Origin of the sequence: Deinococcus aquaticus (assembly GCF_028622095.1) — a bacterium.
GTDB classification, from domain to species: Bacteria; Deinococcota; Deinococci; order Deinococcales; family Deinococcaceae; genus Deinococcus; species Deinococcus aquaticus.
In genome coordinates this window covers 390,022-405,225 of record NZ_CP115166.1, presented here as the reverse complement: position 1 = coordinate 405,225, position 15,204 = coordinate 390,022, and the positions used below count along the sequence as shown (strand labels likewise).

Genomic DNA, 15,204 nt, shown 5'->3' with positions numbered 1-15,204 from the left:
GGAGTCGATTGGGTAAGGTGGACCATCAACGAGACTCCCTGCCCAAACTGTGAACGACTCGAGGCACGTATCCGTGAGCTCGAAGCGCAGATTGCGGCCCTCCTGAAACGCCTTCAAGAGCTCGAAGGACGTCAGGCCAAGAACAGCCACACGTCCAATCAGCCACCCAGTCAGGACAAACCCTGGCAGCCCAAGAGTGAGCGCCAGAAGACCGGCCGGTCTTCTGGCGCTCAGCCAGATCACCCCGGCACGACCCTCAAGATATCGGTCCATCCCGACCACACGGTCCATCTCCCGGTCACCGGACACTGTACCTGCGGACAGGTCTGGGACGACGTTCCAGTCGACACTCAGGTCGCTCGACAGGTCCATGACCTCCCAGCGTGGCAACTTCAGGTCACCGAATACCGCGCCGACGTCAAAATCTGCCCTGGCTGTCATCACCGGCAGCGAGCACCCTTCCCGACGCACGTCACGGCTCAGGTGCAGTACGGTCCACCAAGAGTTTCCACAGGCGAGGGAATAGCGACCAGCACGAAGGCCCAGGAGGCAGGGGCTTGAAATTCCCCGGTCTCATGGGCCTTTATGCGAAGTGACTATGCCTCGCATCCCCAGCCTACCGCACAGCATCATCACCGCTCAGCTGAACCGGGTCACCAGCCTCAGTGGCCTCATCCCCTACAGCACCCTGTGTAAAAGTGCCATCTCCAAAGAGATGGCGCGGGACTCCTTCGCCTCCACGGAGGACTTCAAGCGTCGAGCCAGGAACGCGCCGGAGGGCGCGTTCCTGGCCATTGATTTCGTCATGGTGCCCCACGCCGGACGGACGATGGAAGGCGTGAACTACCACTACAGCGGTCAGGCCCAGACCCGTCTGGGCCATCAGTTCACCTCCGCGGCCCTGGTCAGGTTCGGTGAAGATCCAGTTCCGTTGCTGGAGCGCTTCAAGGTTTCCCAGGCCCTGCATACAGAGCGCTATCCTTACCGTACAGCGACTCAGGAAATGATCCACGTCGTCCAGGATTGCCTCGCGGCGGGCGTCCCCATGGCGGGTCTCCTCCTGGATGGGGAGTTCGGGCGGGACGCGGCTGTGACCTTCAGTCGCGAGCATCAGATTCCGGTATTGATCCGTGCCAAAGCCAATATGACCGTGCAGTTCGAGGGTGAGGGACTCACCCTCGGTGCGCTGAGTCGGCAGTTCCCTCCAGAACGCTGCCACCTGTACGCGGAGTTCGGGTGGCGTGTCCGTCGATTGTCGGTCACCCGTGAGGTCGGTGGGTTCGATGTCCTGATCGTGTGGCGCAAGGTGCACGGGGAGTGGACACGGTTTTTCCTGTTCAGCACGTTTGGTGGTGACGTCACGGTTCGCTCACTGCTGCGGGCCTGGAAGGCCCGCTGGGGAATTGAGGTGATTCACCGGTTCTTCAAGCAGAACCTGGGACTGGGACGCTGTCATTGCCGGACGATCCAGGCGCAGGAGAACTGGGTGTGGTGCGTGGTGGAGGCCTTTCACGCGGTGTTACGGGTGCGTAGGGAAGTACCGGGAATGACGTGGCGGGCCGCACAACGGCAGGCAGCTCAGAATGCCGAAAAGTACGTCCTGACCGGGATGGAGCAGGACGGCCCCCTGCTTGACGCCGCGTGACACGACATCAGCAGGGAAGTGGAAACTCTTGCTCGCACGCAGCTGCGCGAGCGCGTCGATGAACTGCGTGTTCAGCTGCTGCCCCTGTTCAATGAGACGGACTCCGATTAGGTCAGTTCCACGCATGGAGGCATCGGGAATTGGGACTTCTGGTGCATCCATTGTGCGTTCTGTTGAGTGAGGGAAACAGACGGAGTTCGTCTCAGTCGGCGTTCCATGCCACGCCGGTCACGAGGTACCCGGCTGGGTGCAGGTCGTCGCTGGCACTGGCGGCGAGAAGGTCGTGCAGGGCGCGTTCGAAGTCCGGCCACGCCTCGGGCGTGAGCATCGGCATGCCCGGCGTGTCTGCGGCGGGTTGCAGGAGGTGCCGGCTGAACGCCGGCGGATTGACTGTGACACCGTCCTGCTGCCGCTGGAGAACCACGAACCGTTCACTAAGGGGTCGGCCGCGGTCGTCCTGCCAGCGCAGCGTCGCGCAGGCCGTGCCGCCTTCCCCGAGGGGCGTCTGGGCGACGTGACCACTGAAAGCGTACGTTCCGGCCGTTTCGAGGAGGGCGCTGAGCAGGGGAGAGCGGCTGTCGAGCAGCGTGGCTTTGTGCTTGCTGGCTGAGAGGCGGTTGAACGCGACGCGCTGGTTCTGCTTGAGGTTCAACTGGCGCTGCAGGTCCTCCGGGAGCTTGATCTCCCAGACCTGACCTGCGTGGAGGCGGTGGGTGACGGTCACGCCGAGCTGCTCGAACATCCCGTCCACGAACGCGGTCAGGTGCGCCTCGCCCACTGGGAGTTCGCCGCGCAGGGCGTCCGGGTCGAAGCCGCTGGAGTGGCGCAGCAGGTCGTCCTGCTGCCGCGCGGCCTGCCGGGCGCGTTCAAGGGCTTCCTCGATGCGGGCCTGCGTGCGGCTGGGCGTGTGCGTGGCGGCCTCGGCCAGGATGGCGCTCACGTTGAGGAAACTCGCGACTTCACCGACGATGTCTTCCTGCAGGCCCTCGCGGTACTCGTCGGCGACGGAGGCGAGGTCGGCGGCGACCGCATCGAGCCGCGTGTACATCTGCCGCAGGATCTCGTCGTCGAGGCTGCCCGCGACGCTGAGGTTGAACACCACGACTGGTCGCTCCTGCCCGTATCGGTAGAGGCGCCCGACGCGCTGCACGAGCCGCATGGGATTCCACGGCAGGTCGTAGTTCACGAGGACGTGACAGCGGCGCTGCAGGTTGAAGCCCTCCCCGCCGGCCTCGGTGGACACCAGAAACTGCCCGGCGTCCTCGAAGTGAGCGATGGCCGCGGCGCGCTCCTCCAGGTTCTGCCCGCCGTGGATGACGTCCACGCGGCCCGGCGCGAGCCGCTCGAGGGTCTGAACGAGGTAGTCCTGCGTGGAGCGGTACTCGGTGAAGATCAGCACCCGCTCGTCCGGGTTGCCTGCCAGGATGCCGCCGATGAGGGTCTGCGTGAACGCCTGCAGTTTCGTGTCGTGCGCCCGCAGTTCCCGCGCGAGGCTGATCAGACCGCGCAGCATCTCGGTCTCGCCGGAGAAGAACTCGCTGCGGGTGCCGCTGACCTGCTCCTCGCTTTCCACGAACGGGCTGCTGTCGTCCGGGTCGTCCGGCTGGGTGGGTACTGGCTGAACCGCCGCCTGCTCCTGGCGTTGCAGGCGCAGCAGGCGGCGTTCCAGGGCGCCCTGGATGGCCGTCACACTCGACGCGGCGAGTTTGCGGTAGATGGTCATCACGAACCCGATCGCAATGGCTTTCCGGTTTTCCCTGCTGGCGTCGTAGCCCTGCCTCAGGTAGCGGCGCAGCGCCCGGTCGAACACCTCCTCCGGCTCGTTCTGCGGCGCGGTGACTGCGCGGGTAACTTTACCCTTGAAGATGAAGTTCCCCTGCGCGTCGGTCACGTCCGCCTTGCGGTTGCGGATGACCAGCCCCGCGAGCAGCTGCGGTTCGAGGCGCAGCCGCGCGATCCGCTCCCGCCAGACCGGGCCGGGCCGCAGCAGTTCGAGCAGCGCCTCGAAGCGGTCGAGATTCCCCTGGTGCGGCGTGCCGCTGAGCAGCACGACGTTCTCGGTCAGCGTTCGCAGCGTCGCGGCCAGCCTGTAGCGTTCGGACGTCTGGTATGTCAGGCCGTACAGGCTACGGGAGAGGCGGTGCGCTTCATCGAACACCACCACATCCCAGCGGCCCGACTGCCGCACGAGTTCCAGTTGCCGCTCGTGTTTCAGGCGGTCCATGGAGGCGATCACCACCTCGAACAGCGGCCACTGGGCGGGGTCGCTGATCTCGAAGTCCTGCCCGTAGATCACCGCCTGGGTCATCCCGAAACGGATGCGGAGTTCCGCCTGCCACTGCCGGGTCAGGCCCGCCGGGACGACCAGCAGGAAGCGGCGCAGGCCCCGCGCCCGCAGCGCGGCGAGCAGCAGTCCCACCTCGATCGTCTTGCCCAACCCGACGTCGTCCGCGATGAGCCAGTTGAGGTTCCCGCTCTGCAGGATGCGCTGCACGAGGTGCAACTGGTGCGGCAGCGGGTCGATGTCCACCTGCGCCAGCGCGCCCGTCGTGCGGTGCCAGTGCTGCAACGCCAGCGCCAGGTGCCGCAGCCGGAAGCGCTCCGCGAAGCCCGGCAGGGGCGTCACGCCCTGCTCGAACAGGGACTGGGCGCTCCAGACGGGCACGAGCTGCTCCCACGGCAACCACTGCCGCTCCCCGGCCGCCCAGAACTCCACCAGGGCCTGTTCCCGCCCGCCGAGGGTCCGCACGTCCAGCACGCGGCCCTCCCCGAGGGATGGGCGCAGGCTGCGCGGCTGATCCTGCACGACCTGCCCGGCGCTCAGGCCGCAGCGGACGTCCGCCCGGGCCACGCGCGTCACGTGCCCGGACGGCCACGTCACGACCAGCCGGCCCCCCTCATGCCCGGTGACCGTGCCGGTCTGCCCGTCCCGGACGCCCGTGACGAACGCCCCGATCGCCGGGAGCATCACCGGCCCTCCCGGGTGCTCAGCCAGTAGTCCAGGTCCACGTCCGGGTCCGCCTGATCGAGGATCGCCCCGAGCCGCTGCGAGAACGCCGGCAGGGACCGTGGCGAGCAGGCCACCTGCGCGTACTCGTAGAGCCGCTCGAGCAGCAGGATCATGTCGTCCAGGCACGGCACGCCCGCGCAGCGGCGGATCAGGGCGATCCCCAGACTCCACGGCAGGCTGTCGTACCGGGCGGTGTACGGCGACTGGTAGTGCGTCTGATCATGCCAGTACGCGCGCAGTTCCAGCAGCAGTTCGAACTCGTCGGGCGTCATGCCCCGCTCGATCTCCCGCTCGATGCTCTCCCGCAGCTGCCCCCAGCGGTCCCGGTCCAGGGCGTCCGCGATGAGGTGGAAGCCCTTCTCCCAGTCGTACTGGTCACTGATGCGCACCGCTTCCCGCTCGGCCCGCTGCCGCCGGGTGAGTCGTCCGGTCGCGGGCTCCGGCAGCGGCCCCCTGGGCTCCGGGGCCGAAGGCCGCGCGACCGGGAGGGGCGGCAGCGGCACGCCACGCACCGGGGGCAGGAGCGGGGCAGGCCGGACCACCGGCCGGGACGGGCCGGGACCGGCCAGGGGACGCGGCGGCGGCGTGGTCGGCATGGGTGGCGGCGTCACGGGAGACGGCCGGACGGGTGCTGAAGAGACGGGCCAGGGCAGGCTGAGCGCCGGAGTGGTCAGGGGCAGCGTCATCCCACGTGCGGCGGGCGGGACGGGCAGAATCACGGCCGGGCCGGTCTGCATGTCCGGCGCGACGGGAGGCAGCGGCGCCGGACGCAGGACCGGGGCAGCCACGTTCTGTACGGGCACACTCGGTACGGACGGACGGGCCACTGGGGCCGGGCGGACCGGTGTGGGCTGAACCGGGCGCGGAGGAACGGGCCATCGCGGAGTCGCCTGGTCCACCGAAGGGGCCATCGCTGGCGATCGCCCGGGGAGTGGCGGCCCCGTGGAGGCAGACCGGGCCGGGCTGGCGGGCGCGGCGCGTGCCGCGTCCGGGATGGGTGCGGGGGGCCGCGCGGGGGCTGCCGGTGCTGGAAGATTCCGTGGCGGTCTGTCTGGCACGGGGCGGTCCGGCAGCGTGGGGCCTGGCAGGGCGCCCATCCCAGTGAGCCACGCCGCCTGACGCAGGGCGGCCACCGTGCGCGCTCCGGCCGGCCAGGAGGCGCACAGGGCCGTGAGGTCTTCCTGTGCGGCCTGCTGCTCCCGCCGGGCGTCCTGCAACTCCGCCCAGAGTTGCTCGCCCTCGGCGCGGCGTGGCCACAGTGACCGCGCCCAGGTGTCCGGGTGCAGGGGCAGCCCGTGGCGGCCGCTCACCGCCGCCCACGCCCGCTTCCACCCGCCGGGCAGAGCCGGGGGCGCGGAAGCGGGTGCGGGCCGGTTCACGAGCGCCTTCCACTGCGCGTCCAGGGGTTGCAGTCGCCGGTTGAACGCCGCGAGTTCCTCCTCGATCAGCGTCTCGATCCGCCGGAGCGCCGGAGCCGGAGAGAACCCCAGCGCGGCGGCCTGCGCGGCGTACGCCTGCCGGACGTCGTACAGGCGGCGTTCCGCGCGCGGCAGCGCCGCCCCACTGGCACGCGCCAGTTCATGCTCCGCCTGCCTGACCGCCCGCGCCTGCTCCTGCAGCGCCCGCAGCGGGCCGAGTACCGCCGCCGACCGGTCCTTCTCAGCCTGCACGGCCGCCTGCACCTGGGCCCTTTCTGTCTGCGTGCTCAGATCCGCGGGCAGGGAGCTGCGCGTCCACGCCTCGAGTGCCTGCGTGATCTCACCGGGCAGGGGACCACTGACCAGCTGGCCGAGCCGCACACCGTCCAGGCCAGGGCCGGCCCAGCGGTCCAGCGCGGCACGCCCCCTGACCTCGCGGGCGCCCGCCGAGTCGAACCGGGCGAGCAGCGCCCGCACCTGCCGCACCTGCGCGGCCGTCAGTGAAGGCGCGGCAGGCAGCGCGGAACGCCCGGCGGCCTCGACCGCCTGACGCAGCGCCCCGACCTGCCGGGACGCGGCGGGCCACTCGGCCCACAGCGGCGTCATCTGCCCTTCGAGATCCGTCATGGTGTCCCGCGCACCCTGCCACTGACGCCAGAACGTCATTCCCTTCTCACGTGCCGTCCACAGGCGGCACCAGGTGTCCAGCGTGACCGGCACGTCCAGAGTGGCGCGGAACGCCAGCCAGGCCGCCGCGTCCTCTGAGCCTGTGACGGGCAGTGTGGTCTCACCCCAGGACGTGGCGGGCCGGGCGTTCCAGGCCGCGACGAGATCCTGCATCCCGGCCGGGAGTGGACGCGTCACCAGCTCCGCGAGCCGCGGGGCGTCCACTCCGGCCCCGGCCCACTCCACGAGTGCCTCAAGGCACATGGCCGCCTGCGCCGCCGCGCCCGCATGCCGGACCAGCAGCGCCTTCGCGTCCGCCAGTTGTGTGCCTTCAAGGCGCACCGGAGCAGCGGCGACCGGCGAGGCTTCCCGCGGCTGAGGCGCCGGAACGTGAGGAGCTGCCACTGGCGCGGTCACTGGCGCAGGCGACGCAGCGCTCACCGCTGCTCCGCCCGCCGCGCCACGTTCCTCCTGAGCTGATCCCAGCGCGAGGACCTGCGCCCCGGCCTGCCTTACGCGGTCCGCTGCCTCCGCGTGCCGCTGCACCGCCGTCAGGGCCGCCCGTCTCTCCTGCAGGGCGTCCAGGAAGGTGAGGCGACCCTCGTGCCGGCGAGCCGCCTGTGCTTCCTGAATCCGCTGCGCCTCCTGAATCCGCTCCGCTTCCACGGCGCGCTGCCGCTCCTGCTCCTCGTGAAGGCGGGCCTCGTGAATCCGGGCCGTTTCAAGCGCCCCGGCCCGCCCCTGTAACGTCCACAGGAGCGCGGCGCGCCACGCGTGCCGTTCGACCTGCTCGCGCGCCGCCTGCCGCCGGGTACGGGCGGCCTCCCCGAGCGCGCCGAGCTGCCGCTTCACGTCCACCGGGTCACGCAGGTGTGCCGGGAACGTCGCCAGGTGACCCTCCAGGGCGCCCATGGCGTCCTCCAACTGACGTTCCGCGTCCGCGTGCCGTTCCCAGAGGGGACGCGCGTCCTCCCGGCGGCCCCAGAGGTCCACCCAGCGGTCCCAGGCGGGCAGCGCGTGAACCTGCTGCGCGGTCTCCCAGGCAGAGGCTGCCCGCTGGCGCAGCGTCCGGATCCTGGCGCGTGTCCCCTCGTCCTGGTCGTCCAGTGCCGACAGCTCACTCAGGATGGCGTGGTGCTGCCGGGCCAGTTCCCGCCCCTGCTCATTGAGGCGGCTCTGTTCCCGCGCGACCTGACCAGCCACGCCCGCCGCGTCCGGCACCGGCTGCACGCCCAGCTGACGGGCGCGGGTTTCGTATGCCTGCAGGGCGCTCACCTCATCCTGGCGGGCCTGATCCACCTCCCGCTGCAGGGCGCTGGCCTGTCCGGACACGGCGCTCCACAGGGTGGCGAGGCCGCGCCCCTGCAGGCCCGCCAGTCGGGTCAGCGCCTGCGCGAGCCGCGTACGCACGGTATTGAGCTGATCGGCGCTCGGCTGCAAGGCTGCCAGCGCCTTCACGTACCCCGACTCCTGCTCGTGAGCAGTGCGTTGCGCCGTGACGACCGCGAGGTCCGCCGTCCGCTGCGCCCGTTTCTCCTGCCGGCGCGTCAGTTCCTGCTGCATGTACAGGGCGCGGTTCTCTGCATCCTGCTGCTTCCAGACAGCCGCCGCGACCGCGCCGGGCAACTCAACGGAATTCAGCAGCAACAGGCCGGCGAACGCCACGTCCGGGCCCGCCCAGGCGACCAGGGCTTCCCGGCACCCGGCGAGGTGCGCGGCTGCCTCATCCCGCTGCCACGACAGGGCGCGGAACGCAGCCAGTTGCTGTTCATCCGGCCCGGCAGAAGCTGCGGGCAGCAGGTCGGCGCGCACGCCTGTCACGCTGTCACGCCGGATCCTCGGTCCGCTGGAGCACACGCTTTGTTCGGGTGGCCCCTTCCGGCCACCAGCTGGGACACCTGTTCATGCTGTGCCCATTGTGTCACCCGGTCGGATCGCCCGCTGCCGCACCTGCGGACGGATCACCTGTGGAGGGACGGTGGCGGAAGCGTGGAACTGCGGAGCCGGGCTCGACTCTGCCGGCAGACGTCATTCTCTCTTTCCGCTCCTGCAAGCTGTTCTAGACTGCGGGTGTGGATCCACGCACACACGACCTGCACCTGCTGCACATCACCGGAGATGAACGGCGGTCCTTCGAGGAGAAACGCTGGATTCTCGTGTTGCTGATCCTGTCGCCCCTGGTCGGGTTTACCGCCACGTACGCCGTGCAACTCACGCAACCGGTGCGGGAACCGTACGTCATCTACCTGTACCCGGTCATGGCGCCCGTGATGCTGGGCGCGCTGCTGTGGAACCTGCTGGGCGGGTACAGCCGCCTCGCCGAGCGGATCGCAGTGGTGGTGCAGGTGGCGCTGGCCCTCCTGCACAACCTGTCGTTCGCGTTGCAGCCGACCCTGCCGGACTCGCCGTCGTTCGTGGGCAGCGCGTCGTACTGGACGCTGGTCCTGAACGCCTGCGTGATCCTGCTGCTTGTGCCCGTCCAGCGCGCCGCGTGGCTGGTCGTGACGCTGTACCTGGTGTGCGTGGCGTTGCCCTGGACGCTGAATTTCGACGTGTTCAGGCCGTACCTGGGCGCCATGGTGCGCACGCAGGGGGGCGTGTTCTCGGTCCTGCTGGCCATCCTGTGCCTCGCATGGTACCGGCAGCGGTACGTGGAACGCGCCCGTGAGGCCCTGATGCTCCGGCAACTGGCGACCACGGACCTGTTCGCCGTCCGCACGCCGGACCTCAGTGCGGAGCGGGCGGCAGGTACAGCGGCAGGCACAGCTGGAAGACCGTCCACGGGTGATCCGATCCGCTCCGCGCGTACGTGACCGTTCCCCCGTACCGCTCCGCGATGCGCCGCGTCAGGTACAACCCGAAGCCCGTGCCGCTTCCCCGCGTGGACGTCCGGAAACGCTTGAACAGGTGCGGCACCTGCCCCTCCGGCACGCCCGGCCCCTGATCCATCACCTCCACCACGGCCGACGCGCCCTGCGCGCGCAGAGTGACCTTCACGAACACTCCCTGCGGGCTGAACTTCATGGCGTTCTCCAGCAGGTTCTGCACGGCCCGGCGCAGGTCGTACGCGTGCCCGATCACCTGACAGGCCTGCAGGTCCAGCTCGAAGTGAATGCCCCGCTCGCGCCCACGCACCTGCACGTCACTGATCACGCTGCGGATCACGCCGTCCAGGTCCACGGTGCCGTCCGCCTCGCCGGTCAGGTCGCCGCTCTCGTACTCGGCCAGCAGCATCAGTTGATCCGATACGGTCAACAGGTCCCGGTTCCCCTGTTGCGAGTGCCGCAGGAACTCCGCCAGTTCCGGTGACAGCGGCCCGTACAGCCCCCCGAGCGCCGCTTCCGAATGCAGGATGTTCGCGGTGATGGGCGTGCGCAGGTCGTGCGAGAAGGCGTACACGAGGTCCCGCAGCAACTCACGCTGCGTATGCACCTGACTGACCAGCGCAGCGCGTTCCAGCTGTAGTTGCAGCACGCGCGCGGCGTCCTCGATGAACGATGTGGGCGCATTCGGGCGCGTCAGTTCCACCAGCAGGTCCCGCTGCCCCGGTTGTGCGAAACGTACGAGCACGTGCCCCGCTGCGGTCTGCCAGACGGTCCGTCCCGCTGCCGGCGGCTCATGCAGACGCGTGCCCGGCGGCTGGAACAGGCGGCGCCGGCCAGGGTCCATCTGACCGGCCAGTGGCTGACGTTCAGCCCACTCGCGGGCATTCTCGACCCGGTGCACCTGATGACCGCGCGCCCCGGACAGGTACGCCAGCATCTGCGCGGCCCGCTCGGCTGGCAGTACGTCGCCCTCCAGAACAGGTAACGTCATCGGTTCGGCGCGCGTGACGGTCCCCTGCCGCGCCTGCCACGTCGCCCAGATGCCCGCCAGCAGGACAAGGAGCGTGACGCCCAGACGCATCAGGATTACCTGCGGGTCCAGGCCGCTGCGCAGCACGTCCAGCGTACCGGCGGCGGCGCTGCCGAGCACGGACAGCGCCGTCAGGCGCGACGTGAGCCGCTCGGAGCGCCCGATCAGAGACGCGAACGGCAGTGGCGCGAGCCCTACCGCCATCGGCAACGAGGTGGGGGTCAGGGCGTCCACGATCACCACGACCACCACCGTGATCAGCGTGGCCCGCGCGATGGGTGCCTGCTCGGGCTGGTCGAGCAGGCGCAGCAGGTCGCTGGTGGCGGGTGGCGCGCGCCGCATCAGATCAGGCCCGCCCGGAAGGCCTTGATGGCCGCCTGGGTGCGGTCCGTGGCCTGGAGTTTCTCCAGGATCTCACCGATGTGCTTTTTCACCAAGCCGACACTGATGCCCAGCGCAGCGGCAATGTCCTTGTTCGCGTTGCCGTCCGCCACGAGCCGCAGGATGGCCATGTCCCGCTCGGTTAGGGGGGCCAGGGGCGCGCTGCCCTGCACGGTGTGCAGCAGGTGCCGCGCACTTTCCGGATCGAAGAACACCGCGCCCGACGCGGCCGAACGGATCGCCTGGAACATCACCTCCGGCGGCGCGGACTTCAGGCAGTACGCCACCGCCCCCGACGCGAGCGCCGCGAACAGCTGATCGCGCCGGTTGGACGCCGTGAACATCACCACCTGCGCGTCCGGCCGGACCCGGCGCACCTCCTGCGCCGCGTGAATGCCGTCCATGCCGGGCAGGTTGATGTCCATCAGGACGACGTCCACCTCGAACCGCGCGAGCCCCTCGAGACCCTCCTCGGCGGTGCGGGCCTCAGCGGTGACCTGAAAGTCCGGCTGTGCGGACAGCAGCATGCGCAGGCCAAAGCGGGTCAGGTCGTGATCCTCGACCAGTTGCAGGCGGATAGGGCGGTCAATCGTGTCCATCAGGTGATCCTTTCCTGAGCTGAGCAGGAAAGCGTTCCGTACTCGGGCGGGTGGGGGAGGGGGGCATCAGGCCCAGAGTGTAGAGTCCGGGCGAGTCGGGACCGCGCATAGACACGCGGTTCGATGAGGAACGCGGCGGGGGTCCAGTGGCACCGTGGGCGTGCCGTGGCTTCTGCGCGTGCCGGACACTGTGCGCGTGACCGGTCACGTCGCCACCTGCGTCCCTGTGCCGCCTCCCGGCGGGGCGCGTCCGGGCATGCGCCGCTGGACGGGATGCGCGGGTCGCATGGGGGCTCCCGGCAGGACGGCCGCCACGCAGGGCCGGGGCGTGAAGCGTGAGGCCCAGGCCCACACCGGCTGCAGGTGCGCCACCCAGCACGACGAACCGGACGTCCAGCCAGCCTGTCAGTGCCTCCGCCAGCGCCGCGCTGTTCAGGGTGTCTGCCTCTCCGCGCAGTACGACGGTCAGTGCCTGCGCCGGGCCGTCCTGACAGGCTCGCGCCACCTGAGTGCCTAGCTCGTGCGCGTACGCCTGCGCCGCCATTCCGGGCGGCACGTGCAGACTCAGGACGCTCTGCCCGTCAGCTTCCAGCAGTGCCTGCACGCTGCCCATGGGCCGTTGCCACTTCGCCGCGTCACCGGCCAGCCACGTCGCGCCACCTTCCAGCCAGCCGGCCAGCAGCGCCTGAGCCAGTGGCTCTTGCGTGGGCAGGGTTCCGTCCCACAGTTCTGCCAGTTCCGCGCTCAGCGACCCGTGAAGCGCCGTCCCGGCACGGCACAGCGACAGGAACCGCGCCAGCGTACCCGCCGACGGCAGGGGCGCCCCCGGCACGCACCACGCCCGGCCCAGCAGCTCCTCCCGATCCGTAACGCGCGCCGCCTCGCGCAGCAGGGCCTCCTGCGCCTGGGCGGCCAGCCCTTCACGACGAGTGAATACCCAGTCCTCCAGCTCGGGACTCACGCCAGACAAGTCCACGCCCCATAGGAACTCGGCGCCAGGACCAGAGGCCTCGCCAGCCAGATGATCGCTCGGATGCTCGGCACTCAGATACTCCCCGTCCGTGGTGACGGTCACGCCCCAGCCCCTGAGTTTGCACAGGCTGACACGCAGGTTGTTCTTCGGATCGGCTGTACCCGCCCACAACAGCTGAGCAAGCCGGTCACGCGGCGTGGCTCCCTCGATCAGCAGGTAGGCCAGCAGCAGCAGCGGTTTCGGTTCCTGAACCGTGCCCAGACTCAGACCGCCCAGTGTCTGAAGGGAACAGGCATTGATGAAAGTGTCAGGCATGGCGTGAGGACCCCCTCACCAACCTTAGAAAACCTGTGGCGGTTTCTCATGTCTATCTGGACATGTCGTGTGGCCATATGGCCACAGCTGCCCACTTTCCGCCGCGATAACCAGGGTCTCGCCGCCCATCAGCTGCGAAGAAGCTGCATCAGTCACTGTTTCCAGGCTTCAGTTGTACCGGCATGGGGAGACGAGATCTTACAAAATTCCCACTTAACGCTTCGTTAACGCCCCGCCCCTTAGTGTGGCCCCATCGGAAGACAGATCACCGATACCAGGCGCTGCTCTCATAGGGGCACACGCCACAGGAGAACTCATGAAAAAAATCGTTGCTCTCGGTCTGGCCACTGCCCTCTTCACCTCCACCGCCCTGGCGGGCACGGCCAGCGCGCCCATCACCGTGAACGCCACCGTCCTGAGCTCCTGCATGTTCGACAGCGCGGCAACCGGCAGCGCCAGCTTCAGCTACGACGCCATCACCGGATCGGCCAGCGCGATGTCCGGTAGTGCCACCCTGTACTGCAACTCCGGCACGACCATCACGCTGAACACGGCTGCCAACGCTTCCCTGATCCTCACCAGCGCCAGCAAAAGCAAGTCCCTGAACGCCAGCTACACCCTGACGAGCGTTGCAACCCCCGGAGCGGGAACCGGCACCTTCGCCGGCGCCGACAAATACGTCTACACCGTTGCACCCAGCGCCGTGGCTGGTCAGTGGGGCGCGCCGACCGCCACCGATTACACCGGCATCGTCAACGTTAACGTCACGTTCTGACCCGACACCGGATGAACCGGCCGAATCCTGACCGGTTCATCCTTCTTCTGCTGCAACCAAGGAGTGCCATGCACCTGAATACAGTTCCCTTCCTCCTGGCCGCCACCCTGCTGAGCGGAGCGGTGGCTGCCAGCCCCGCCAACGCCCCGGTCGCCGTGAACGCCACCGTGACGGATGCCTGCGAAATCACAGCGGCCGACCAGATCCTGTTCAACTACCAGGCAGCCACCTCGACGGCCGCCACCGGTTCCGGCAAGGTCAGCGTGCGCTGCAACCTGGACTCCAGCCCGTTCCTGGGCTACTGGGACGACACCCAGTGGAATGCCAACGGCAGCATCGATCTGATGAACGGCGCCAACAAACTGAACGTGGTGCTCACCACCGACATCGACCCCACGCTGGTCCCCAGCAACCCTGCTGACGGCAGCCGCTACACCTACGGCCTGACGGCGACGGCAGCGGCGCAGCAGTGGACAGCCCCGAACGGTTCGTACAGCGCTGTCGTTGACTACTACATCGGCTGGTAACTCCACTCTGTACACCTACCGAGGCCAGCACCAAATAGTTTTCTACAGTACAACCGTTGACGATTGAGCTGATTACCAAGTACTTAATCGCCTTACTTTCAGGAGAAGTTATGAAAAAGTTGTCTTTTTTGTTGGGAGTATCAATCGTTCTTGCTTCATGTGGTCAGGTGCCTTCTGCTCCTGTGTCCGCCTACTCGCCAGATCGTCTTAAGATTTCGTCATTCGTTACTGAATTTGAAGCGCGGGTTCAATTGGATATTCAGCGTCTTGGATTGAGTAGCGCGGTGACGAGTCAAATTGTTTCTGCTCCTAAATCCTATTTAAATGTCTTGAAGGTGACCAGTAGCACGGCTCGTGCTTACTTTAAGACTACCTATCCGCAAAGCACTCCCTGCAGTATTGAATGGGGCGATGGATCTATTAGCACAGTGACAACGCCAACGCCCAGCTCGCTGAGTAACCAGACCCAGAATCATGAGTACGTCAATAGCGGCACGTACGCCATTAGACTCATCTGTGGAAATGACATAAAGACTGTAAATTTCACGGCAGTCGTCTCGGATTCCGGAATAGACTTTGAGGATGTAGGCGCAGGTATTGGAGTGGGGAATGCTGCGTTTGTTGGCTCTCCCTATATTTACAAAGGCTTCGCGCTAGGAGCTCCAACTCTTGTTCTTGACAATAGCATTTATTTACCACAGGGTCGTACTGGTATCTACTTTTCGGGTGGAGGAACCATAGGAAAAGTAGACGGAAGCACATTTAATCTTAAATCTATGACTGTTGCTTCGGATGGTTCGCCCGTCACTCTGACGGCAATAGATAACAGCGATCAGGTTATTGGTCAGATTACTTTCAGCAACACCTATAACCAGGGCTACGCCACACTTGCCTTGAACTGGAGAGGGGTCAAACGTGTCACGAGTTCTTCGCCACAATGGTGGATGGACGACTTGACGCTGGTGCAGTGAGTCATATTGCTGTCATCATGCAACTGACTGAGTTGTCTCTGTTGAATAGTTCTTTCCCGTTCATAGAGG

11 protein-coding genes are annotated in these 15,204 nt (G+C 67.5%); 6 read left to right on the top strand and 5 right to left on the bottom strand.

Annotated elements, in window-relative coordinates; all coding sequences use genetic code 11:
* The first annotated feature begins 24 nt into the window (after positions 1-24).
* Positions 25-561, top strand: a complete 537-nt coding sequence (locus tag M8445_RS18355) for a DUF6444 domain-containing protein (protein ID WP_380091873.1) — start codon at positions 25-27, stop codon at positions 559-561.
* A gap of 37 nt (positions 562-598) precedes the next feature.
* Entirely contained in the window at positions 599-1,645 is a 1,047-nt protein-coding gene (locus tag M8445_RS16585; protein WP_273988203.1) for a transposase, read from the top strand.
* Positions 1,646-1,847: 202 nt separating this feature from the next.
* Here M8445_RS16585 and M8445_RS16580 read toward each other — a convergent pair whose 3' ends face one another.
* The gene (locus tag M8445_RS16580; protein WP_273991282.1) at positions 1,848-4,613 is read right to left on the bottom strand and encodes a DEAD/DEAH box helicase; all 2,766 of its coding nucleotides are present in this window, start codon (positions 4,611-4,613) and stop codon (positions 1,848-1,850) included.
* Positions 4,613-8,560: a hypothetical protein gene (locus tag M8445_RS16575; RefSeq protein WP_273991087.1), complete on the bottom strand. Its 3,948-nt coding sequence runs from the start codon at positions 8,558-8,560 to the stop codon at positions 4,613-4,615. The genes M8445_RS16580 and M8445_RS16575 overlap by 1 nt, the downstream gene beginning before the upstream one ends.
* A gap of 251 nt (positions 8,561-8,811) precedes the next feature.
* On the opposite strand from M8445_RS16575, the gene M8445_RS16570 reads away from it, so the two are divergent.
* A complete protein-coding gene (locus tag M8445_RS16570) occupies positions 8,812-9,552 on the top strand; it encodes a hypothetical protein (protein WP_273991086.1) in 741 nt (246 codons plus the stop codon).
* Here M8445_RS16570 and M8445_RS16565 read toward each other — a convergent pair.
* The 3 genes from M8445_RS16565 to M8445_RS16555 are packed head-to-tail and all read right to left on the bottom strand — an operon-like array spanning position 9,467 to position 12,862.
* Positions 9,467-10,936, bottom strand: coding sequence for a sensor histidine kinase (locus tag M8445_RS16565; protein ID WP_273991085.1), 1,470 nt, complete (start codon positions 10,934-10,936; stop codon positions 9,467-9,469). The two genes, M8445_RS16570 and M8445_RS16565, sit on opposite strands and share 86 nt — an antisense overlap.
* Positions 10,936-11,574 (bottom strand): response regulator, encoded by a 639-nt coding sequence (locus tag M8445_RS16560; protein ID WP_273991084.1) that lies wholly within the window; start codon positions 11,572-11,574, stop codon positions 10,936-10,938. Before M8445_RS16560 ends, M8445_RS16565 begins: the two co-directional genes overlap by 1 nt.
* On the bottom strand, positions 11,561-12,862 hold the full coding sequence (locus M8445_RS16555) for a hypothetical protein (RefSeq protein ID WP_273991083.1): 1,302 nt from the start codon (positions 12,860-12,862) through the stop codon (positions 11,561-11,563). The genes M8445_RS16560 and M8445_RS16555 overlap by 14 nt, the downstream gene beginning before the upstream one ends.
* A gap of 316 nt (positions 12,863-13,178) precedes the next feature.
* Between M8445_RS16555 and M8445_RS16550 the strand changes: the two genes are divergently transcribed.
* The 3 genes from M8445_RS16550 (at position 13,179) to M8445_RS16540 (ending at position 15,135) form a co-directional block, all read left to right on the top strand.
* On the top strand, positions 13,179-13,637 hold the full coding sequence (locus M8445_RS16550; RefSeq protein WP_273991082.1) for a hypothetical protein: 459 nt from the start codon (positions 13,179-13,181) through the stop codon (positions 13,635-13,637).
* 68 nt (positions 13,638-13,705) lie between these two features.
* Positions 13,706-14,164: a spore coat protein U domain-containing protein gene (locus tag M8445_RS16545; RefSeq protein WP_273991081.1), complete on the top strand. Its 459-nt coding sequence runs from the start codon at positions 13,706-13,708 to the stop codon at positions 14,162-14,164.
* A 56-nt stretch (positions 14,165-14,220) separates the two neighbouring features.
* On the top strand, positions 14,221-15,135 hold the full coding sequence (locus M8445_RS16540) for a hypothetical protein (RefSeq protein ID WP_273991080.1): 915 nt from the start codon (positions 14,221-14,223) through the stop codon (positions 15,133-15,135).
* The last annotated feature ends 69 nt before the right edge of the window (positions 15,136-15,204 follow it).

What these genes read in the sequence shown, in the direction of transcription:
- M8445_RS16555 (WP_273991083.1), bottom strand. Translation starts at nt 12,862, where the DNA reads ATGCCTGACACTTTCATCAATGCCTGTTCCCTTCAGACACTGGGCGGT.
- M8445_RS16585 (WP_273988203.1), top strand. Translation starts at nt 599, where the DNA reads ATGCCTCGCATCCCCAGCCTACCGCACAGCATCATCACCGCTCAGCTG.
- M8445_RS16580 (WP_273991282.1), bottom strand. Translation starts at nt 4,613, where the DNA reads ATGCTCCCGGCGATCGGGGCGTTCGTCACGGGCGTCCGGGACGGGCAG.
- M8445_RS16545 (WP_273991081.1), top strand. Translation starts at nt 13,706, where the DNA reads ATGCACCTGAATACAGTTCCCTTCCTCCTGGCCGCCACCCTGCTGAGC.
- M8445_RS16560 (WP_273991084.1), bottom strand. Translation starts at nt 11,574, where the DNA reads ATGGACACGATTGACCGCCCTATCCGCCTGCAACTGGTCGAGGATCAC.
- M8445_RS16565 (WP_273991085.1), bottom strand. Translation starts at nt 10,936, where the DNA reads ATGCGGCGCGCGCCACCCGCCACCAGCGACCTGCTGCGCCTGCTCGAC.
- M8445_RS16550 (WP_273991082.1), top strand. Translation starts at nt 13,179, where the DNA reads ATGAAAAAAATCGTTGCTCTCGGTCTGGCCACTGCCCTCTTCACCTCC.